Origin of the sequence: uncultured Tateyamaria sp. (genome assembly GCF_947496075.1) — a bacterium.
Classification (GTDB): domain Bacteria; phylum Pseudomonadota; class Alphaproteobacteria; order Rhodobacterales; family Rhodobacteraceae; genus Tateyamaria.
Genome location: NZ_CANMBJ010000004.1, coordinates 812,933 through 833,583, shown reverse-complemented (window position 1 = coordinate 833,583; position 20,651 = coordinate 812,933). Strand labels below are relative to the sequence as shown.

The following is a 20,651-nucleotide window of genomic DNA, read 5'->3' as shown; positions in this document are numbered from 1 at the left end:
GTCACAACCCCCTTTTGATCTGTTGAACCACAGAATGAACCTGAGCCCGGGCATGTTCAACCGTGTCGGTTTCGATCACAAAGTCGGCGCGATCACATTTTTCAGCACTTGGCATCTGTTTTTCCAAGATTGCATAAAACTGGTCTTCGCTCATCGTCCCACGTTCAAGGACACGCGCCTTTTGTGTTTCAGCGTCTACGTGAACAACGGCGACAGCATCCATCCCTGCATCGCCACCTGTTTCAAACAGAAGCGGGATGTCAAAGACGACGATTTCGGCGTTTGTTGTAGCAACAAACCGCGCCCGGTCATCGGCAACCAGCGGGTGCACAATTGCCTCTATACGAGCTAGAGCATTTTCATCCTGCGAGATGATGGCGCGCAACGCATCGCGAGAGAGGGCTCCATCCACGACAGCACCAGGGAATATGTTTCCGATTGGGGCAACCGCTGCGCCGTTTTGCCCATACAGACGATGAACAGCAGCATCGGCATCCCATACCGCACACCCTTCGTCCGTGAACATCTGGGCTGTTGTGGATTTGCCCATTCCAATGGATCCGGTCAGCCCAAGTTTGAATGTCATCTCAAAGCCGCAGCGCGCGCGGCACTGTCCACTGCGGGCCGATGACCAAACCAACGCTCAAAGGCGGGCACTGCCTGGTGCAGTAACATACCAAGCCCATCAACAGTCACACAGCCCGCAGCCTCTGCCGCCGCAAGCAAGTCAGTCTTCAGCGGCGTGTAAACAAGATCAGTGACAAGGGTGTCGCGCCGCAGACCATCCAAGGGGATGCGCATTGCAGGTTTGCCGATCATTCCGAGTGACGTTGTGTTCGCCACCAGCGCCGAGTCCTCAAGAATGTTCCCTGCCTGAACCCAATCTACGACCGACACCTTCTTTCCAAAGTCGTCAGCCAGCTTTTCTGCGCGAACCCGGGTGCGGTTCGTTAAAAGAATTTCAGGAGCCCCAGCATCCAGAAGAGATGCGATAACAGCACGCGCGGCGCCGCCTGCACCCAATACAGTTGCGGGACCAACATGTGGTTGCCAGTTAGGCGCGCCCGCTTTCAAGTTTTCAATGAAACCATACCCATCCGTGTTGTCAGCATGGATTTGACCGTCCTTACGAAAAATCAGGGTGTTCGCCGCGCCAATCAGCGTCGCACGATCGGTGACAAGATCGGCAATCTCCAATGCCGCCTCTTTGTGGGGAATGGTGATGTTCACTCCGACAAAACCGGCTTTGGGCAAAGTCCGTAGGACAGTTTCCAGATCCTGCGCGGAAACATCCATGGGGATATAGTCACCCCGCAACCCAAGCGTCTTGAGCCAGTGGCGATGCAATTGTGGTGATTTTGAATGTGAAATGGGGGATCCGATGACGCCCGCCAAAGGAATTTTATCGCTCATCCTTGCATGCCTTTGATTATCCGTCGATCACACCGCGCAGCGTCAGGAACGCCAGAAGCTCCAACAATGGCATCCCAAGGACGTTGAAATAGTCCCCTTCGATGCTGTGGAACAGGCGCGCCCCCTCGGCCTCTAGTTGATATGCGCCAACTGAGTGACGAATGTCATCCCAATTCCGGTCGATGTATCCATCAAGATACGCATCGGACACATTTCGCATGCGCAAACGGACCTGTCCCACATGACGCCAGATGGGTTTGCCGTCATGATAGATGACAGCTGCCGACAACAGCATGTGGCGCTGTCCCCGCATAGCACGCAGTTGCGCGGCGGCATCCATCCGGTCAATCGGCTTCGACAGAAGCCCGCTGTCGAAAGAAAGAACCTGATCGCATCCAATGACCATGGCGTCCGGCCGTTTGTCAGCCGCCTTGCGCGCCTTCATTTCGGCCAACGCATCGGCGATGTCGCGCGGTGACGCATACTCGGCGATCAAGGCAGCTTTAACCGCTTCTTCATCTATTCGAGGCACCATGACTTCGAATTCAACCCCCGCGTTTTGCAGCAATTGGGCCCGAATGCTGGAGCCCGAAGCAAGAACGATGGGGGTGATCATGTGGATATCCTTGTGTGTCACACCTTGTGAACTGCGGGATCAAACATGTGAAAGCAAGCCAGATATCGGGATCACATGAGGTACCTGACGTCTTGAGCCAGATTCACCACGAGCCTTCCCAAGTGCGAAAGAACAAATGACATGTTGAGGGCAACAGGTGTTGTCTGGTGTTACCCACAGGTTTTTCCATCCCTTTGATTTGCGTATTTGTAGCTTAAGCTGTTGTTTTAATTTTATTTTCTGAGATGTTCAATCCTTGTGCATCTTTGAGGACAAACATATCAAGTTGTGCACAAACCTTTGGGAAAATTAGTAATCCACAGAAATCCGGCACCCTACAAAATCATCATCCTTTTTCTTTCTCTTATTTATTTATAAGGGTGGGTCGGAACACAGAGGGCCGGACTATCATGGATTTTCTGATAACCTTTTATCCATGGATCAAAGCGTTCCATATCATGTCGGTTATCGCATGGATGGCGGCGTTGTTCTATTTACCCCGCCTCTATGTCTACCACTCTGAAAGTGTCGGGTTGGAGGGTGAGACGCATGCGCTGTTCCAAACTATGGAATACAAGCTGCTCAAGGTGATCATGAACCCGGCCATGATCGCAACATGGGTGTTTGGTCTTCTTCTCGCTTTGATCCCTGGTGTGATCGATTGGGGTGCTGTGTGGCCTTGGACCAAGCTGTTTGGCATTCTCGCCATGTCTGGCTTCCATGGTTGGTTGTCCGCGCAACGCAAGGTGTTCACAGCAGGTGGACCAATTAAGACGGGGCGGCAGTATCGAATGATGAACGAGGTGCCCACGCTTCTCATGGTGCTGATCGTTCTGTCCGTGGTCGTGAAATTCTGAAACCGTTGACTTAAGACGCGACAGCCCCTATCTGCAACATCGCACCCCGTTCGGGGACCGCACACAGCTTTTATAATTGACTGGACGCGCACCGCTTGAACCAAGCGGGCCAAGAGTATTCCCATGACCGCAGAACGCCTCGCCCTTGCTGAACTCAAGGCGCAAAGCCCTAAAGACCTCCTCGCCACGGCAGAGGAGCTGGAAATCGAAAACGCCTCGACCATGCGGAAGGGCGAGATGATGTTCCAAATCCTGCGCGAACGCGCGGACGAGGGATGGGAGATTTCCGGCGACGGTGTGCTGGAGGTTCTACAAGACGGCTTTGGCTTCCTGCGCTCGCCCGAAGCAAACTATCTTCCGGGTCCTGATGACATTTATGTCTCGCCCGATATGATCCGCCAGTACTCGCTGCGGACTGGCGACACGATCGAAGGGGTGATCAAGGCCCCTGACGACAATGAACGCTACTTTGCCCTAACCAATGCGACGAAGATCAACTTCGAAGAGCCGGAAAAGGCCAGGCACAAGATCGCGTTTGACAATCTGACGCCGCTGTATCCGGATGAGCGTTTGACGATGGAAACAGACGATCCCGCGACCAAAGATCGGTCGGCGCGGATTATCGACCTGGTTTCACCTATCGGGAAAGGGCAGCGTTCCTTGATCGTGGCACCACCACGGACGGGTAAGACGGTTTTGCTTCAGAACATCGCGTCAAGCATCGAAAAGAACCACCCGGAGTGCTACCTGATCGTTTTGCTGATCGATGAACGGCCTGAAGAGGTCACGGACATGCAGCGTTCGGTCAAGGGCGAAGTCGTCAGTTCGACCTTTGATGAACCTGCCACGCGCCACGTCGCCGTGTCTGAGATGGTTATCGAAAAAGCTAAGCGGTTGGTTGAACACAAACGAGATGTTGTGATCTTGCTGGATTCGATAACAAGACTTGGTAGGGCTTTCAACACTGTGGTGCCGTCGTCTGGTAAAGTTCTGACCGGTGGTGTGGATGCAAATGCCCTGCAACGCCCCAAGCGGTTCTTCGGCGCGGCGCGGAATATCGAGGAAGGTGGATCGCTGACCATTGTCGCGACGGCTCTGATCGATACGGGTAGCCGGATGGACGAAGTGATCTTTGAAGAATTCAAAGGCACGGGTAACTCGGAAATCGTCCTGGATCGCAAGATTGCAGACAAGCGCGTGTTCCCAGCCATCGACATCCTCAAGTCTGGCACACGGAAAGAGGATTTGTTGGTCGACAAGAACGACCTGACAAAAACCTTTGTTTTGCGTCGTATCCTAAACCCGATGGGGACAACGGATGCGATCGAGTTCCTGATCTCGAAACTCAAGCAGACTAAGACAAACAGTGAATTCTTCGATTCCATGAACACCTGATCTGTCGGCCGGAGGTAGGGGGATGGATACAATCTTTGCCCTTGCTACGGCGCAGGGTCGTGCAGGTGTTGCGGTCATTCGTATTTCGGGACCGGAAGCCAAGTCTTGTGCTGAGCAGCTGTGCGGGTCGCTGCCCGGGGCCCGGCAAGCTGTGGTGCGTATCCTACGCGATGACGTTGGTGAAACGCTTGATCAAGCACTGATCCTTGTTTTCGACACGCCGGCCAGTTTTACAGGCGAGGATGTGGTTGAGTTTCATTTGCATGGAAGCATCGCCATTATCTCTGCCGTGCTTCGTGAACTTGGGAAGTGCAATGCGCGGATGGCGGAGCCGGGTGAATTCACGCGTCGTGCGCTTGAAAACAATAAGATGGACCTTGCGCAAGTTGAGGGTCTTGGAGATCTGATTGAAGCTGAAACCGAGGCACAAAGGCAGCAAGCGTTACGCACAGTGTCAGGTGAGCTGGGGCAGCGCATTGAAACGTGGCGTAGCCAGTTGATCCGAGCCGCAGCGCTGATCGAAGTAACAATTGACTTCGCTGACGAGGAGGTGCCGGTTGATGTTACGCCCGAGGTTCAAAGCCTTTTGTCGGCTGTTGAAAAAGACATCTCCAATCAGCTGAATGGCTTTAGCGCTGCAGAACGAATTCGAACAGGCTTTGAAGTGGCCATTGTTGGCGCGCCGAATGCTGGAAAGTCGACTTTGTTGAATGCGCTGGCGCGTCGCGATGCTGCGATAACGTCTGAGGTCGCTGGCACAACAAGAGATATAATCGAGGTCCGTATGGACCTTGGTGGACTGCCGGTGACCTTGCTTGACACAGCCGGATTACGGGATTCTGGCGATGAGATTGAGGCGGAAGGGATAGCAAGGGCAATTTCGCGTGCCAGTGCCGCGCAGTTGCGGATCTTCCTTGCTGAGCCAGGGGAGCATCTGAGCGTTCCTGTTTCAAAAGGGGATATTGTACTGGCTCCAAAGGCGGATCAAAGAAACGACGATGTGCCAGCGATCTCTGGGCTCACTGGGCATGGTGTGGATGAGCTTGTATCAAGTGTCACTGCCACGCTATCCGAACGAGCGCGGAATGCTGGACTGCTCACTCATGAACGGCACCGCGCCGCGATGACAAAAGCCTTGTCGACGCTGTCTTCTGCATCAGCGTTGGTTGGTGTCGGGCCAGAACACTATGATATTGCGGCAGAGGAAATGCGGGTTGCGATTCGGTCCTTGGAAGCTGTGGTTGGTCGGGTTGATGTTGAGAATCTGCTGGATGAGATATTCTCGAGCTTTTGCTTAGGTAAATGATGGAGTGTTTCACGTGAAACATTTTGATGTGGTTGTCATTGGCGGTGGGCATGCGGGAACGGAAGCCGCCCATGTTTCGGCACGAATGGGCGCCTCGACTGCCTTGGTCACCATGAAAGTATCGGGAATCGGCGTGATGTCTTGTAATCCAGCCATTGGTGGGCTGGGGAAGGGGCACCTTGTTCGTGAAATCGATGCAATGGATGGGATCATGGGCCGTGTTGCTGATGTTTCCGGAATTCAGTTTCGTCTTTTAAATAGGCGCAAAGGGCCCGCAGTTCAGGGCCCTCGCACACAGTCGGATCGTGCTGTGTATCAGGAAACCATGCTTAAGATGATGCAAACCACACAAAACCTCACAATTGTTGAGGGCGAAGTGGTTGATTTGTTCATGAAAGGCGACGTTGTTTCAGGTGTGTGTCTGGCAGATGGGTCAGAGATTTCAGCTGAAGCTGTTATTCTGACCACGGGCACATTCTTGCGTGGCACGATTCATATTGGTGATAAGTCGTACTCCGGTGGGCGTATGGGGGATGATGCCTCAGTCCCCCTTGCTGATCGAATTGACGGGTTTGGACTTCCCACGGGGCGGCTGAAAACGGGCACGCCACCAAGGCTGGATTCACGCACGATCAATTGGGATGGGTTGGATCGGCAAGAGGCCGATGATGATCCATCGCTCTTTTCCTTTTTGTCCTCAACCGCGCCCCTCCGACAAATCTCTTGCGGGATAACGCATACAAACAGCAGAACACACGACATCATCCGGGAGAATCTTGATCGATCTGCCATGTATGGCGGTCATATCGAGGGGGTTGGACCAAGATACTGTCCGTCTATCGAAGACAAGATTGTGCGGTTTGCCGACAAAGAGTCCCATCAAGTGTTCTTGGAGCCCGAAGGGCTGAATGACCACACAATCTATCCCAACGGAATTTCAACATCTCTCCCGGCTGAGATACAAGTCGACTACGTGCAATCGATGACAGGCTTGGAGCAGGCAAAGATTTTGCAGCCAGGGTATGCGATTGAATATGACTATGTGGATCCCAGAGCGCTGAACGCTGACCTTTCTGTCCGAGATGTGCCTGGCTTGTTCTTGGCAGGGCAAATCAATGGTACGACAGGTTATGAGGAGGCAGCAGCACAAGGTCTTGTGGCTGGTCTAAATGCTGTGCGTCGCGTCAAGGGTGTCGAGCCAGTGCACTTCCGCCGCGATCAAAGCTATATCGGTGTGATGATCGACGATCTCACCACGCGCGGTGTTGCTGAGCCGTATCGTATGTTTACATCCCGCGCCGAGTTTCGGCTTTCGCTGCGCGCTGACAATGCCGATCAGCGACTGACTGAATTTGGCCGCGATTTGGGGTGTGTGTCGGATAGGCGCATGTCATCTTATGCGCGCAAGAACGAACAGCTTACGTCGATGAGGGACCTCCTCAGCGAAACTGAGTTCACACCAAAGCAAATTGCGGCTCAGGGTATTCGGATCAATCAGGACGGAACCAAAAGAACGCCATTTCAGGTGTTAGCCTTTCCAAACGTGACTTTTGAGCAACTGGCAGGGCTTGTACCCGACATCTTGGAGTTTCCGCAGCCCATCCAAGAGCAGGTTGCGCGCGATGCGCTTTACGCAAACTATATTGCGCGCCAGCAGAAGGATGTTGAAAGACTGAGGAAAGATGAACTTCTGAAAATCCCGGTTGGCTTTGATTACACGGCTATCTCTGGCCTGTCGGCAGAACTCCAAAGTAAGCTCGAGCGCGTTCAACCGGCTGATTTGGCCCAAGCAGCGCGCATTGATGGCATGACACCTGCAGCGCTTGCACTTGTTCTTGGGCGGATCAGGTTTCTGGAAAAGATGTCAGCATGATGCAGACGCCGGATTGGTGGGGTGAGAGTGTTTCACGTGAAACACTCGACAAGTTTCAGACATATGCAGATCTGATCCGCAAATGGACCCCTAGGATCAACCTCGTTTCGAAATCGACGATTTCTGATATTGAAGCGCGACATATTTGGGATGGCGCACAAGTCTTCACACCGCGGTCTGGAGTTTGGGTTGACTTGGGAAGTGGTGGCGGTCTGCCGGGCGTAATTATTGCAATTCTTGCGCAATCGAATGGGCTGGATACTTCGGTCTTGTTGGTTGAAAGCGATCAGCGCAAGGCCACATTCTTGCGGACATGCGCGCGCGAGTTGGACCTGCCCATGAAAATCGTGGCACGCCGCATCGAAGAGGTTGAAGGCTTGCAGGCACCGACCATTTCGGCGCGCGCGTTGGCGCCCCTGGACACGCTGCTTTCTCTTGCATCACCACACTTAGCAGTTGGAGGACTATGCCTTTTTCAGAAGGGCGCTCAGTGGAAGGAAGAAGTCGAAGCCGCAAAGCAAAACTGGCGGTTTTCATACGAAGCGATGCCAAGTAAAACAAACGCAGAAGCAGTCGTCCTCAAAATCAAGGATATTACGCGTGTCTGACCCGACGCGCCCACCCGGGCCCAAGATTATCTCTGTTGCAAATCAAAAAGGAGGCGTGGGCAAGACAACCACGACCATCAATTTGGCAGCGGCACTTGTGGAGATTGGCAATCGTGTGCTGGTTGTTGATCTGGATCCACAAGGCAACGCGTCCACCGGTCTCGGGATTGAGATGGAGGACCGTGAGCATACAACATATGATCTGCTGTTGGATGACATCCCACTGAAGGACGTCATTCTCGCTACAGATATTGACGATCTTGCCATTGTGCCAGCAACGGTCGATCTGAGCTCTGCGGATATTGAGCTGATTTCGAATGAAAAGCGCAGTTTTCTTTTGCATGATGCGCTTCGGCAAACGGATATGGATGCTTACGGGTTTGACTTCATCCTGATTGACTGTCCTCCATCTCTGAACCTTTTGACTGTGAACGCGATGATTGCGTCGAACTCTGTTCTTGTTCCGCTCCAGAGCGAGTTTTTTGCGTTGGAGGGGCTGTCGCAACTGATGCTGACGGTTCGAGAGGTACGACAAACGGGCAATCCCAGTCTGCGGATTGAAGGTGTCGTGCTGACGATGCACGATGCGAGGAACAACCTGTCGCAGCAGGTGGAACAGGATGCACGGGACAATTTGGGCGATATCGTTTTCAAGACGCGTATTCCCCGAAATGTACGTGTGAGTGAGGCGCCGTCCTTTGCGATGCCGGTATTGTCTTACGACAGTACTTCGAAAGGCGCGGTCGCCTACCGTGACCTGGCCAAAGAGCTGGTCGCCAATAACGCAGCAGTAGGAGCCTGACATGGCAAGCAACGACAAGAAACGTGGTTTGGGGCGCGGGCTTTCTGCATTGATGGCAGATGTTGCGGAACCAGTTTTGACAGATACCACATCCGGTGGCTCGGGCGAGCAACGCATCCCGATCGAAAAGATCAAGCCCAACCCAAACCAGCCACGGCGTCAGTTCGATGCTGGCCCGCTGGAGGATTTGGTCGCATCCATTAAAGAAAAGGGTGTCTTGCAGCCCTTGATCGTTCGGCCTGCCGGAGATGAGTACGAGATTGTTGCCGGCGAGCGCCGCTGGCGCGCTGCGCAACAAGCACAGCTTCACGACCTTCCGGTTCTGGTGCGCGATTTCTCGGACACCGAAGTCCTGGAAGTGGCGATCATCGAAAACATCCAGCGGGCTGACCTGAACCCCATCGAAGAAGCTGCTGGCTATAAGCAGCTGATGGACCGTTTCGGTCATACGCAAGAGAAGATGGCCGAGGCACTGGGCAAATCGCGCAGCCATATTGCAAACCTGTTACGGCTGCTGCAGCTTCCCAATGACATTCAAGCCTCTGTCGTTGATGGTTCCCTGAGTGCTGGACACGCCCGGGCGTTGATTACTGCGGATGATCCCAGCGCGCTTGCCAAGAAGGTGATTGCCGGGGGGCTATCCGTCCGCGCAACTGAAGCACTTGTTAAGAAAGCATCGGAAGATGTCAGCGACAATATCTTCAAGGGATCATCCAAGCCCAAAGCACCAAATAAGGACGCTGATACGCGCGCTCTTGAAGATGATCTGTCGGCGGCAACGGGGGTAAAGGTGTCTTTGACGCACAAGCCGGACGGCGAATCTGGCACTCTGACACTGCAATACGAGAGTTTGGACCAGCTTGATGACCTGTGCCGGCGTTTGAGTTCTACCTAGTCATTCAAAAGGGCGCGCAATACGCCGTTCAACAGACTAAACCCCTGATTTGTAACGGATAATCTACGATCTCTTTGGGTGACAAGGCCCATATCGGCAAGCTCACTTATCCGGGTGCTGTCCAATGGTTGATTGGCCAGTTGAGTATACCGATCCAAATCAACGCCTTCCGCCAATCGAAGGCCCATCATCAGGAATTCAACAGCCTGATCCACGCCTGACAAGACTTCTTCGTTTGTTCTGTTGTCGTCACGTAGCCAAGCTGCAGGCATTCGCGGTTGCTCAGTTGCTCGTCGTTGCCCTTGCAACGTCAGCCGACCATGTGCGCCGGGTCCGATGCCCGCGTAGTCACCGTATCGCCAATAGATCAGATTGTGACGAGATTCCGCACCATCCCTCGCATGGTTCGACACTTCGTATCGCGGCATTCCAAACTCTGAACACACATCCTGCGTCAGGCTGTACATGTCTGCCGACAAATCATCATTCGGGAGGCCACTCAGCTTTCCGCGTTTGTACCGGTCACCAAATGCCGTACCTGGTTCAATGGTAAGCTGATACAGTGACACATGATCCAACCCAAGGGCCAAGGCGTTTCTCAACTCTGCTTCCCATTGGGTGAGAGACTGGTTTTGGCGACCGTACATCAGATCAAAGCTAACTCGGTCAAAGGTGGAGCGCGCGATGTCAAACGCAGCCAAACCTTCGGCAGCTGTGTGCAAACGCCCAAGCGCACGCAGATCCGGATCGTTCAACGCCTGTATGCCCATGGATACCCGATTCACACCGGCAGAACGAAAGGCGGCGAACTTGTCTGCCTCAACAGATGTGGGGTTGGCCTCAAGTGTGACCTCGACATCATTGGCGAGCGGCCATGTCTTTGCGACGGTATCAAGTATGGCTTCGGCCGTTTTCGGGGCCATCAAGCTTGGTGTACCACCGCCGAAAAAGACGGACCGCAAAACGCGGGTCTTCGTCAGAACGCCGACGCGTTCAACCTCTGACACGAGGGCATCACGCCAAGCATCGTGATCCACCGATTGAGTGACGTGGCTGTTGAAATCGCAATATGGGCATTTGGCCGCGCAAAACGGCCAGTGGATGTAAAGGCCGAAGCCACCCGCTTCCCAATCCTCAGCCAAAGCAGCCTGCAATCAGTTTCTTGAAGCTGTCCGCGCGGTGGCTGATCGCATTTTTTTCATCCGAAGGCATCTCGGCAAAAGTGCGATCATAGCCGATCGGCTGGAACATTGGGTCATACCCATGGCCAAGTTGACCGCGCACCGGCCAAACCAGCGTACCTTCAACCGTCCCGGCAAATATTTCTTCGTGCCCATCTGGCCAAGCCAGAACAAGGGTCGAGCAGAACCGTGCGGTCCATGGCCGCGCTGCCCTGCGTTCCATCAGTTCGGAATGGGTACGTGTCATGGCCATCATGAAATCACGGCCGTTTGGCGTTTCTGCCCAATCCGCAGTGTATACGCCTGGCGCGCCGCCAAGGCCGTCAACCTCGATGCCGGAATCGTCGGCAAGCGCTGGCAAACCTGTCGCCTTAACGGCAGCAACCGCCTTGATCCGGGCATTGCCAACAAATGTGGTTTCCGTTTCTTCGGGCTCCAGTAACTTCATTTCTGCCGCGCCAACGACCTGCACTCCGAAAGGCTGGAACAATTGCTCCATCTCTTCCAGCTTTCCGGCGTTGTGAGTGGCGACTAGAATTCGGTCTCCTTCGAACCGTCGGGTCATGTGGTTGCGCTTTGTTGCATGGCCACCAACTCGCTGACTCCCTTATCGGCAAGGTCCATCAGCGCATTCATCTGATCGCGGCTAAAGGTGGCTCCCTCGGCACTCATTTGGACTTCGATAAGTTGTTTGTCACCGGTCATGATAAAGTTGCCGTCGACGCCTGCTTCGCTGTCTTCGGGATAATCGAGATCAAGCACAGGTTGACCGGCATAGATACCGCAGCTGACAGCCGCGACCGGGGACACCAGCGGATCAGCCACTACGTCTCCGGCTTTCATCAACTTGTTCACTGCCAGTTTAAGTGCCACCCAGCCACCTGTAATGGATGCACAACGTGTACCGCCATCTGCTTGCAGCACGTCGCAATCGACAGTGATCTGGCGTTCACCCAAGGCGACGCGATCAACCCCAGCCCGGAGAGATCTGCCAATAAGCCTTTGTATTTCAACAGTTCGACCGCCCTGCTTGCCCGAGGCCGCCTCCCGGCGCATCCGTGTGTTGGTTGCGCGCGGCAGCATTCCGTACTCTGCTGTCACCCAGCCAAGCCCGGATCCCTTGATGAACGGAGGCACGCGATCCTCGATCGTTGCAGTACACAGTACATGCGTGTCGCCCACTTTGATCAGGGCCGACCCTTCGGCGTGTTTGGTAAAGCCTGTTTCGATGGAAACGGACCGCATTTCGCTCAGTTCTCGACCGGAGGGGCGCATGTGATTTCCTTATTTCATGTATGAAACGGGGATAGCCTTGGGCCGTGCCCACTGGCAACCCCGATTGACCTTTGAAACCTGCGCCCTTTAATACCAATCGATGACCGATACACAGAAACTTCTGGACGAGATGAACGATCGCTCACGCGAGGTGTTTCGCCGTGTGGTCGAAGGGTACCTGGATTCCGGGGATCCAGTAGGTTCACGCACCTTGACCCGTGACTTCAGCGAAAAGGTCAGCGCTGCAACCATCCGCAATGTAATGCAGGACCTCGAATTCATGGGCCTGCTCAACAGCCCGCATATCAGCGCCGGACGAATCCCCACACAGCTCGGGTTGCGCATGTTTGTCGATGGGTTGCTGGAGGTAGGAGTCCCGGACGACTCGGACAAGGAAAAGATAGACGCGACGCTTGGATCGAATGAACGGGATGTAAGCGGCTTGCTGGACCGCGTCGGTTCTGCCTTGTCCGGCGTCACCCACGGCGCATCGCTGGTCCTGACACCCAAACACGAAGCGGAAATCAAGCATTTGGATTTCGTGCCGCTGGGTCCCGAACAAGCTTTGGTTGTCCTGGTGTTCGCAGATGGGCATGTTGAAAACCGTTTGTTTCAACCGCCCCCCGGGCAAACGCCATCCTCGATGCGCGAGGCAGCAAACTTCCTGAACGCAATCATCGAAGGTCGAACCTTGAGCGAGGTGAAGACCATCGTTCAGCGTGAGATCGTGGATCGTCGGCAAGAGATCGATGCGCTGTCGCGTGCCTTGGTCGAAAGCGGGCTAGCCAAGTGGGAAGGCGAGGGGGACACGCCCGAACGCTTGATCGTCCGCGGTCGGTCCAACCTTCTCGACGAATCGACACAAGCTGAAGACTTGGAGCGTATCCGCACGCTGTTTGACGACCTGGAACGTAAACGGGATATCGCTGAATTTTTGGACCTGACCCAGGACGGCGATGGTGTGCGCATTTTTATTGGCTCAGAGAACAAACTTTTCTCACTTTCGGGTTCCTCTTTGGTGGTTTCCCCATATATGAACGCGGATCGAAAGATTATCGGAGCGGTTGGGGTCATCGGACCCACGCGGCTGAACTATGGCCGGATCGTTCCGATTGTGGATTACACAGCCCAGCTGGTCGGGCGGATGCTGACCGACCGCAATGAAAGGTGAAACATGGCTGAGCCCAAGAACGACGATTTTCTTGACGACATCGATATCGCCGCGGAAGAAGAATATGCCGAAGAGATGGCTGAAATTGATGATGAAGCGCTTGAGCTTGATCAATTGCGTGCCGAGCGGGATCAACTGAAAGACCGCTTCATGCGTGCGTTGGCAGATGCCGAAAACGCGCGCAAGCGGTCTGAAAAAGATCGGCGCGAGGCCGAGAATTATGGCGGGTCGAAACTGGCCCGCGATATGCTGCCTGTTTATGACAACATGAAGCGTGCGCTTGAGTCGGCGACCGAAGAACAGCGCGAAGTGTCTGCGGCGCTGCTTGAGGGCGTCGAGTTGACCATGCGCGAGCTGCTGAACGTGTTCAAGAAGCATGGGATTGAGCGGATTTCGCCCGAAGTCGGCGACACCTTTGATCCTCAGCATCACCAAGCGATGTTCGAAGCGCCCGTGCCAGGTACCAGGGCTGGAGAGATCATTCAGGTCTCTGTAGAAGGGTTCATGTTGCACGACCGTCTGCTGCGCCCGGCGCAAGTTGGCGTGTCTTCTACGCCTGCAAGCTGACGTCTCAACAATCTGACAAACAGCAGAGACGCGGTCAGGATTTGGCCGCGTCTTTCAGTTTGTAGATGATGTCGAGCGCTTCCCGCGGAGTCAGCTCATCCGGATGAATGTCTTCGAGCATCTCTAGCGCGGGCGAATTCACCGTTTTCACAGGCTGTGGCGCCGGCGTTGCTGAGAACAGAGGCAAATCGTCGATCAAGGTTTTTTGTGTCGCACCACCTTCGCGTTCACCACTTTCCAGCGCATCCAGAACAACGCGGGCGCGGGCAATAACTGCTGGAGGCAGTCCTGCCAGCTGCGCGACCTGAACACCGTAGGATCGGTCGGCTGCTCCGCGCTTAACTTCGTGCAGGAAGATGACCTCCCCATCCCACTCCTTGACTGACACGGTCGCATTCTCGACTCCGTTCAGCTTGCCAGCCAGCGCCGTCATCTCGTGATAATGTGTGGCAAACAGCGCCCGCGACTTGTTCACATCATGCAGATGTTCCAGCGTCGCCCATGCAATCGACAGCCCATCGTAGGTGGCCGTTCCGCGTCCGATCTCGTCAAGAATAACAAGTGCACGATCATCCGCTTGATTCAGAATTGCCGCCGTTTCCACCATCTCGACCATGAAGGTTGAACGACCCCGGGCCAAATCGTCGGACGCGCCCACACGGCTGAAGATTTGGCTGACCAGACCGATATGTGCAGAGCGGGCCGGAACAAAACTGCCCATCTGTGCCAGAATTGCGATCAGTGCGTTCTGTCGCAGGAATGTCGATTTACCCGACATGTTTGGCCCGGTCAAAAGCCAAACCGCTGCGCCGTCGTCTGAATTGAGTTCGCAGTCATTGGCGATGAATGGCGATCCACCCTGTTGCGAAAGGGCGTGTTCCACAACTGGATGACGTCCACCCTCCACCGCGAATGCACGTGAGCTGTCGATCTCCGGCTTGCACCAGTTCTTTGACGTCGCCAAATCAGCAAGTGCAGTTGCCAGGTCAATCTCGGCAAGGGCCCTTGCCGTCTGGCTGATTTTGGCCGCTTGATCCAAAATTAACAGCTTTAGCCTTTCATAGAGACGCTTTTCGATGACAAGTGCCCGACCGCCAGCGTTCAGAATGCGGGTTTCCAGATCGGACAGCTCTACAGTGGTGAAACGCACCTGATTGGCCGTCGTTTGGCGGTGAATGAAGGTTTCGTTGAGCGGCGCCGACATCATCTTGTCCGCATGCGTTGCCGTGACCTCGATAAAATAACCCAGTACGTTATTGTGTTTGATCTTGAGCGATTGGACGCCGGATTGCGCGGCATAGTCCTGTTGCATCTTTGCGATAACTGATCGGCCTTCGTCACGAAGTTGTCGCGCTTCATCCAGTTCTTCGTCGCAGCCTGACGCGATGAACCCCCCATCTCGCGCAAGAAGCGGAGGGTCCGCCACCAAATCATTTTCCAGTCGATCAATCAGATCTGAATGACCGGCCAAATCCTTGAACGCGCCTGACAGAAGTGGCGGCATCTCCTCTGGACGCGTATCAAACAAGGTTTGCGCCTGCGCCAAGCCGTTGCGGAGGGCAGCAAGGTCACGCGGACCTCCTCTGTCCAAGGACAGTCGAGATAGCGCGCGATCCATATCCGGCACGCGCTTCAGCGTGTCCCGGGTTGCTTGAGTGAAACTGGTATGCTCAACACTAAAATCTACCGCATCCAAGCGATCAGAAATTGTCTCTAACACGCGGGAAGGAGAGGCCAGACGCCGCTCCAGCAAGCGCGCACCGGCCGCCGTGACGGTTTGGTCGATCACAGACAGCAACGACCCGCTGCGCCCACCGGACAAGGCGGATGTCAGCTCAAGATTGCGACGGGTAGCGGCATCGATCTGTACGGTTCGCGCCTGAACCTCTTGTCGAGGAGGGCGCAGCAGGGGCAGTTTGCCTTTCTGCGTGATCTCGAGATATTCGACCAGCGCCCCCATTGCGCCGATTTCGGCCCGTGCGAAGTTTCCGAACGCATCCAATGTCTGCACATTGAACAGTGCACCCAGGCGTTCCGCTCCGGCCGAGCTGTCAAATGCCGCGCCGCCGAGTGTTGTGACTGAAATGCCGAACTCCTCGACCAAAGGGCGCAAATCGGCTTCCTTCGCGTCGGTGACGATCAGTTCGGACGGCGCAAGACGTGCCAATTCAGGCCCTAACAAAGCCAAATCGAGCGACATGACAGAAAATGCGCCCGTCGAAATATCAACCCAAGCCAGCGCCCCTTGGCCCCGCACATCAGCAAATGCAGCGAGGAAATTATGTCGCCGCGCCTCAAGCAACGTATCTTCGGTCAGCGTACCGGGTGTCACCAACCGCACCACATCGCGCTTTACGACGGACTTCGATCCGCGCTTTTTCGCTTCTGCCGGACTTTCCATCTGCTCGCATACGGCAACCCGGAACCCTTTTCGGATCAGAGTCAGCAGATACCCCTCGGCAGAATGCACCGGTACGCCGCACATCGGGATGTCCGCGCCGTCATGCTTGCCACGCTTGGTCAGTGCGATGTCCAACGCCTCGGCTGCCGCAACCGCGTCGTCAAAGAACATCTCGTAAAAATCGCCCATCCGATAAAACAAGAGCGCACCGGGATGCGCTGCCTTGATCTCGAGATATTGCGCCATCATCGGCGTGACTGACATGACATCCCCCTGTTCGTCGCGCGACATTACAAACGGTGTGACCCGAGTAAAAGCCAAAGTCGATTGAGGCGCGGCATCCGGCAGGTTAAGAGGCCATGGTGTCACGGGAGGACAGCCGCACATGAGCAAGACAAAGGTCACGCCGGAGGATGCATTGGCGTTCCACATGGAACCCACACCCGGCAAATTCGAGATCCAGGCCACAGTGCCAATGACGACCCAACGGGATCTGAGCCTTGCGTATAGCCCGGGCGTTGCTGTCCCGTGTGAGGCTATCGCTGAAAATCCCGAAACGGCCTATGATTATACGAACAAGGGTAACCTTGTGGCGGTCATTTCGAATGGCACTGCCGTTCTGGGACTTGGCAACTTGGGCGCGCTGGGCTCAAAACCGGTAATGGAAGGCAAGGCCGTCCTGTTCAAACGCTTTGCCGACGTGAATTCCATCGATATTGAACTCGATACCGAAGACCCGGATGCGTTCTGTCAGGCCGTCAGGCTGATGGGACCCACCTTTGGCGGTATTAACCTTGAGGACATCAAGGCGCCCGAATGTTTCATCATCGAACAGCGCCTGAAGGAAGAGATGGATATCCCGGTCTTCCACGATGACCAGCACGGCACCGCTGTGATTTGTGCGGCAGGGTTGATCAACGCGCTGCATATTTCGGGCAAAAAGATCGAGGATGTGAAGATTGTTCTAAACGGGGCAGGTGCTGCCGGGATTGCTTGCATTGAGCTGCTGAAATCCATGGGCGCGCGGCATGAGAACTGCATTGTTTGCGATACCAAGGGCGTCATCTACCAAGGTCGGACCGAGGGGATGAACCAATGGAAGTCAGCCCACGCGGTCAAAACTGAACTGCGCACGCTCGAAAGCGCCATGAAGGGCGCAGATGTGTTTCTGGGCGTATCGGTAAAAGGTGCGGTGACGCCCGCAATGGTCGAAAGCATGGGCGACAATCCGGTCATCTTTGCTATGGCAAACCCTGATCCCGAGATTACACCTGAAGAGGCGCATGAGGTGCGGATGGATGCCATCGTTGCCACCGGTCGCAGTGACTACCCGAACCAGGTCAACAACGTGCTTGGGTTCCCGTACTTGTTCCGCGGTGCCTTGGACATCAACGCCCGCGCCATCAATGACGAGATGAAGATTGCCTGCGCACATGCCCTTGCTGCTTTGGCGCGCGAGGATGTACCGGACGAAGTTGCGCTGGCTTATGGCAAGTCCCTGTCCTTCGGGCGCGACTATATCATCCCGACCCCTTTTGACCCGCGCTTGATCCATCGCATTCCACCTGCCGTCGCAAAGGCTGGGATGGATACAGGTGCGGCCCGTCGCCCGATCATCGACATGGAAGCCTATGAACTCAGCCTTAAGTCGCGCATGGATCCGACGGCCAGTATTCTGACGGGCATCAACGCTCGGGCACGCGCTGCCCAGGCCCGCATGATCTTTGCCGAAGGCGACGATCCCCGCGTCTTGCGCGCCGCAGTGATGTACCAACGCAATGGATTTGGCAAAGCCTTGGTTGTCGGTCGTCAGGACGACGTCAAAGCCAAGCTGGAAACCGCTGGTTTGGGTGATGCCGTGCGCGAGTTGGATGTGGTGAATGCCGCAAACACCACGCATCTGGATGCCTACAAGTCGCATCTCTATGACCGGCTGAAACGCGGTGGGTTTGACCGGCAGGACATCCATCGCCTTGCAGCAAGGGACCGCCACGTGTTTGCAGCGCTCATGCTGGCGCATGGGCATGGCGACGGTATTGTGACGGGCGCAACGCGCAAGTCTGCGCATATTCTGGACCGTATCGGTCACGTTTTTGATGTGAACGAGAAAAGCAAAGCTGCAGGTGTTACCGCGCTCATTCACAAAGGTCGCATCGTATTCATCACGGATACGTTGGTGCACGAGTGGCCGGATGAAGAGGACCTTGCGGATATCGCAGAGCAGGCTGCCGTAGTCGCCAGGAATATGGGCCTGGAGCCGCGAGTCGCTTTCGTGAGTTTCTCGACATTCGGGTACCCGGTGTCGGAGCGGGCTGAAAAGATGCACAAGGCGCCAGTCGTGCTGGATCAGCGCGGTGTGGATTTTGAGTACGAAGGCGAGATGACCGTTGATGTCGCCCTAAATGCACAGGCGCAAGCAGCCTACCCATTCTCGCGTCTGACCGGACCGGCCAACATTCTTGTTGTTCCAGCGCGCCACTCGGCCAGCATTTCGGTCAAGCTGATGCAAGAGATGGGTGGGGCGACTGTTATTGGCCCAATCCTTGCCGGAGTGGGAGGATCGATCCAGATCTGTTCCTCGGTTTCAACGGCGAATGACATTCTCAATATGGCCGTTCTCGCTGCGTGCAAGGTGGGCTGATGGCAGTCTGGAACCTCGGCTCAATCAACATCGATAATGTCTACCGGGTGCCGCATCTGCCGGCGCCCGGCGAGACCTTGGGCGCAAGTGATTTCAGCCAAGGTCTGGGCGGTAAGGGTGCCAACATGTCTGTTGCCATCGCTCGCGCTGCAGCGCGGGTGGCTCATATCGGCGCTGTTGGAGTGGACGGGAAGTGGACCGTTGAACGGTTGATGGAATACGGCGTCGACACACGCTGGATTGAGGTGTTGAAAGATACCGCGACCGGACACGCGAACATCGCGGTTGCTGACGATGGTGAAAATCAGATCGTACTATTTTCAGGCTCTAACAAGGCAATTGCCGACGAAATGATCGGTGGTGCGTTGGCTGAGGCGTCGCCCGGCGACACATTCCTGACCCAGAACGAAACCAATGGACAACGCGTTGCCGCAGAGATGGCAAAGCGGTTGGGATTGAAAGTCGTATATGCCGCTGCGCCGTTTGATTCGATTGCTGTGCAACAGGTCCTCGATTTTGTTGATCTGCTTGTGTTGAACGAGGTTGAAGCCGAACAGCTTGAGGAAAACTTGGATAAACCGCTCGCTGCGCTGGGCGTGGACGACATTGTGGTTACGTTGGGCGCCAAAGGATGTCGGTGGTTGAATGCAGCGGGCCAGGAAACGCATGTTCCCGCCGTTTCAGTGACACCGGTCGATACAACCGGGGCCGGGGATACGTTCACGGGCTATCTGGTGGCTGGATTGGACCGAGGTATGCCTATGCGTCAGGCGCTTGGTCTTGCGACACAGGCAGGCGCGCTCATGGTCACCCGCCTTGGTACCGCCGATGTCATCCCCGATCTGAAAGAGATCGAGGATGCAAAACTGGGTTAACTTCCAGCGAACGGGGCGGCATCACCCCACAGCTGTTTGACCCGCGCATCACGGCCGCACGCTTCGCGATAGGCTTTGTAGGCGTTCGCCTTGGACTTTGGCCCAAAACGCGTGAGGATCAGCCCCGACTGCTTGTAGTAGTCCTGATGATAGCCATCTGCAGGGTAGAATTCGGCCGAACCCAAAACTGGCGTTACGATTGTTTGGCCCAACTCGGCCTGCGCTTCGGCTTTGGCCGCCTTGGCTTCGGCCGTCTGATCCGCGGTGGCAAAGATTGCGGTCCGATAACTGTCACCGCGGTCGCAGAATTGCCCACCCGCGTCTGTTGGATCAACAGAGCGGAAGAACATATCGTATAGCGTTGCTGCTGATACTTTGGCCGGGTCATAGGTGATTTGTACGGCCTCGTAGTGGCCGGTGCCACCTTTGACAACCTGCTTGTAAGTCGGGTTGGCGACCGTACCGCCCGCAAAACCTGATACGGCCTCCGTGACGCCGTTCACCTTCTCAAAATCGGCCTCAACGCACCAGAAGCAGCCGCCTGCTACGGTGATCGTTTCCAACTGTTGGGCATGACCCACTTTGGATTGTGCGAGCAGCCCGAGTGCAATCATCAGACTAAGGGATACAGTTTTAAACGTGCGAAGCGATGTCATGGCATGTCTCCTCTTTGGCGACAGAATTACCTTACCGTCACACACTCTCAACTCACAGGACAGAGAGGTCGCGCAAGCGTGAGGTTGTTTACCAAACAGTCAAACCGACCTAGCCTCGT

19 protein-coding genes are annotated in these 20,651 nt (G+C 55.2%); 11 read left to right on the top strand and 8 right to left on the bottom strand.

Annotated features, from left to right (window positions below; genetic code table 11):
• Position 1 precedes the first annotated feature (1 nt).
• The 3 genes from coaE to Q1A51_RS16440 are packed head-to-tail and all read right to left on the bottom strand — an operon-like array spanning position 2 to position 2,029.
• The gene (gene coaE / locus Q1A51_RS16450) at positions 2-586 is read right to left on the bottom strand and encodes a dephospho-CoA kinase (protein WP_299600784.1); all 585 of its coding nucleotides are present in this window, start codon (positions 584-586) and stop codon (positions 2-4) included.
• Positions 583-1,413 carry a shikimate dehydrogenase gene (locus Q1A51_RS16445; protein ID WP_299600782.1) on the bottom strand — a complete coding sequence of 277 codons (831 nt, stop codon included), beginning with the start codon at positions 1,411-1,413 and terminating at the stop codon, positions 583-585. The genes coaE and Q1A51_RS16445 overlap by 4 nt, the downstream gene beginning before the upstream one ends.
• Positions 1,414-1,429: 16 nt before the next feature.
• Positions 1,430-2,029: a Maf family nucleotide pyrophosphatase gene (locus tag Q1A51_RS16440; protein WP_299600780.1), complete on the bottom strand. Its 600-nt coding sequence runs from the start codon at positions 2,027-2,029 to the stop codon at positions 1,430-1,432.
• 410 nt (positions 2,030-2,439) lie between these two features.
• Here Q1A51_RS16440 and Q1A51_RS16435 point away from each other — a divergent pair, with 410 nt between their 5' ends.
• From Q1A51_RS16435 to Q1A51_RS16405, 7 genes are all read left to right on the top strand, one after another.
• The gene (locus Q1A51_RS16435) at positions 2,440-2,886 is read left to right on the top strand and encodes a CopD family protein (protein WP_299600778.1); all 447 of its coding nucleotides are present in this window, start codon (positions 2,440-2,442) and stop codon (positions 2,884-2,886) included.
• 123 nt (positions 2,887-3,009) lie between these two features.
• Entirely contained in the window at positions 3,010-4,281 is a 1,272-nt protein-coding gene (gene rho, locus Q1A51_RS16430; RefSeq protein WP_299203324.1) for a transcription termination factor Rho, read from the top strand.
• Positions 4,282-4,303: 22 nt separating this feature from the next.
• Entirely contained in the window at positions 4,304-5,587 is a 1,284-nt protein-coding gene (mnmE, locus tag Q1A51_RS16425) for a tRNA uridine-5-carboxymethylaminomethyl(34) synthesis GTPase MnmE (RefSeq protein WP_299600776.1), read from the top strand.
• A 4-nt stretch (positions 5,588-5,591) separates the two neighbouring features.
• A complete protein-coding gene (mnmG, locus tag Q1A51_RS16420) occupies positions 5,592-7,460 on the top strand; it encodes a tRNA uridine-5-carboxymethylaminomethyl(34) synthesis enzyme MnmG (RefSeq protein WP_299600774.1) in 1,869 nt (622 codons plus the stop codon).
• Positions 7,457-8,068, top strand: a complete 612-nt coding sequence (gene rsmG, locus Q1A51_RS16415) for a 16S rRNA (guanine(527)-N(7))-methyltransferase RsmG (RefSeq protein WP_299600772.1) — start codon at positions 7,457-7,459, stop codon at positions 8,066-8,068. Before mnmG ends, rsmG begins: the two co-directional genes overlap by 4 nt.
• Positions 8,061-8,870, top strand: a complete 810-nt coding sequence (locus Q1A51_RS16410; RefSeq protein WP_299600770.1) for an AAA family ATPase — start codon at positions 8,061-8,063, stop codon at positions 8,868-8,870. Before rsmG ends, Q1A51_RS16410 begins: the two co-directional genes overlap by 8 nt.
• A 1-nt stretch (position 8,871) precedes the next feature.
• A complete protein-coding gene (locus tag Q1A51_RS16405) occupies positions 8,872-9,765 on the top strand; it encodes a ParB/RepB/Spo0J family partition protein (protein ID WP_299600768.1) in 894 nt (297 codons plus the stop codon).
• On the opposite strand, the gene hemW is transcribed toward Q1A51_RS16405, so the two are convergent.
• The 3 genes from hemW to rph are packed head-to-tail and all read right to left on the bottom strand — an operon-like array spanning position 9,762 to position 12,221.
• A complete protein-coding gene (hemW, locus tag Q1A51_RS16400) occupies positions 9,762-10,907 on the bottom strand; it encodes a radical SAM family heme chaperone HemW (protein WP_299601156.1) in 1,146 nt (381 codons plus the stop codon). The two genes, Q1A51_RS16405 and hemW, sit on opposite strands and share 4 nt — an antisense overlap.
• Positions 10,900-11,511 (bottom strand): RdgB/HAM1 family non-canonical purine NTP pyrophosphatase, encoded by a 612-nt coding sequence (gene rdgB / locus Q1A51_RS16395; RefSeq protein ID WP_299600766.1) that lies wholly within the window; start codon positions 11,509-11,511, stop codon positions 10,900-10,902. Before rdgB ends, hemW begins: the two co-directional genes overlap by 8 nt.
• Positions 11,508-12,221: a ribonuclease PH gene (gene rph / locus Q1A51_RS16390; RefSeq protein WP_299600764.1), complete on the bottom strand. Its 714-nt coding sequence runs from the start codon at positions 12,219-12,221 to the stop codon at positions 11,508-11,510. The genes rdgB and rph overlap by 4 nt, the downstream gene beginning before the upstream one ends.
• Positions 12,222-12,321: 100 nt before the next feature.
• Between rph and hrcA the strand changes: the two genes are divergently transcribed.
• Positions 12,322-13,392: a heat-inducible transcriptional repressor HrcA gene (hrcA, locus tag Q1A51_RS16385; RefSeq protein ID WP_299600761.1), complete on the top strand. Its 1,071-nt coding sequence runs from the start codon at positions 12,322-12,324 to the stop codon at positions 13,390-13,392.
• A 3-nt stretch (positions 13,393-13,395) separates the two neighbouring features.
• Positions 13,396-13,959, top strand: a complete 564-nt coding sequence (locus Q1A51_RS16380) for a nucleotide exchange factor GrpE (RefSeq protein ID WP_299600758.1) — start codon at positions 13,396-13,398, stop codon at positions 13,957-13,959.
• A gap of 34 nt (positions 13,960-13,993) precedes the next feature.
• On the opposite strand, the gene mutS is transcribed toward Q1A51_RS16380, so the two are convergent.
• A complete protein-coding gene (mutS, locus tag Q1A51_RS16375) occupies positions 13,994-16,624 on the bottom strand; it encodes a DNA mismatch repair protein MutS (RefSeq protein ID WP_299601151.1) in 2,631 nt (876 codons plus the stop codon).
• 121 nt (positions 16,625-16,745) lie between these two features.
• Between mutS and Q1A51_RS16370 the strand changes: the two genes are divergently transcribed.
• Positions 16,746-19,001, top strand: a complete 2,256-nt coding sequence (locus Q1A51_RS16370) for an NADP-dependent malic enzyme (RefSeq protein ID WP_299600755.1) — start codon at positions 16,746-16,748, stop codon at positions 18,999-19,001.
• Complete coding sequence (locus tag Q1A51_RS16365) at positions 19,001-19,876, top strand: ribokinase (protein ID WP_299600753.1); 876 nt, start codon at positions 19,001-19,003, stop codon at positions 19,874-19,876. Before Q1A51_RS16370 ends, Q1A51_RS16365 begins: the two co-directional genes overlap by 1 nt.
• On the opposite strand, the gene msrA is transcribed toward Q1A51_RS16365, so the two are convergent.
• Positions 19,873-20,532 carry a peptide-methionine (S)-S-oxide reductase MsrA gene (gene msrA / locus Q1A51_RS16360; protein WP_299600751.1) on the bottom strand — a complete coding sequence of 220 codons (660 nt, stop codon included), beginning with the start codon at positions 20,530-20,532 and terminating at the stop codon, positions 19,873-19,875. The genes Q1A51_RS16365 and msrA overlap by 4 nt on opposite strands.
• Positions 20,533-20,651 lie beyond the last annotated feature (119 nt).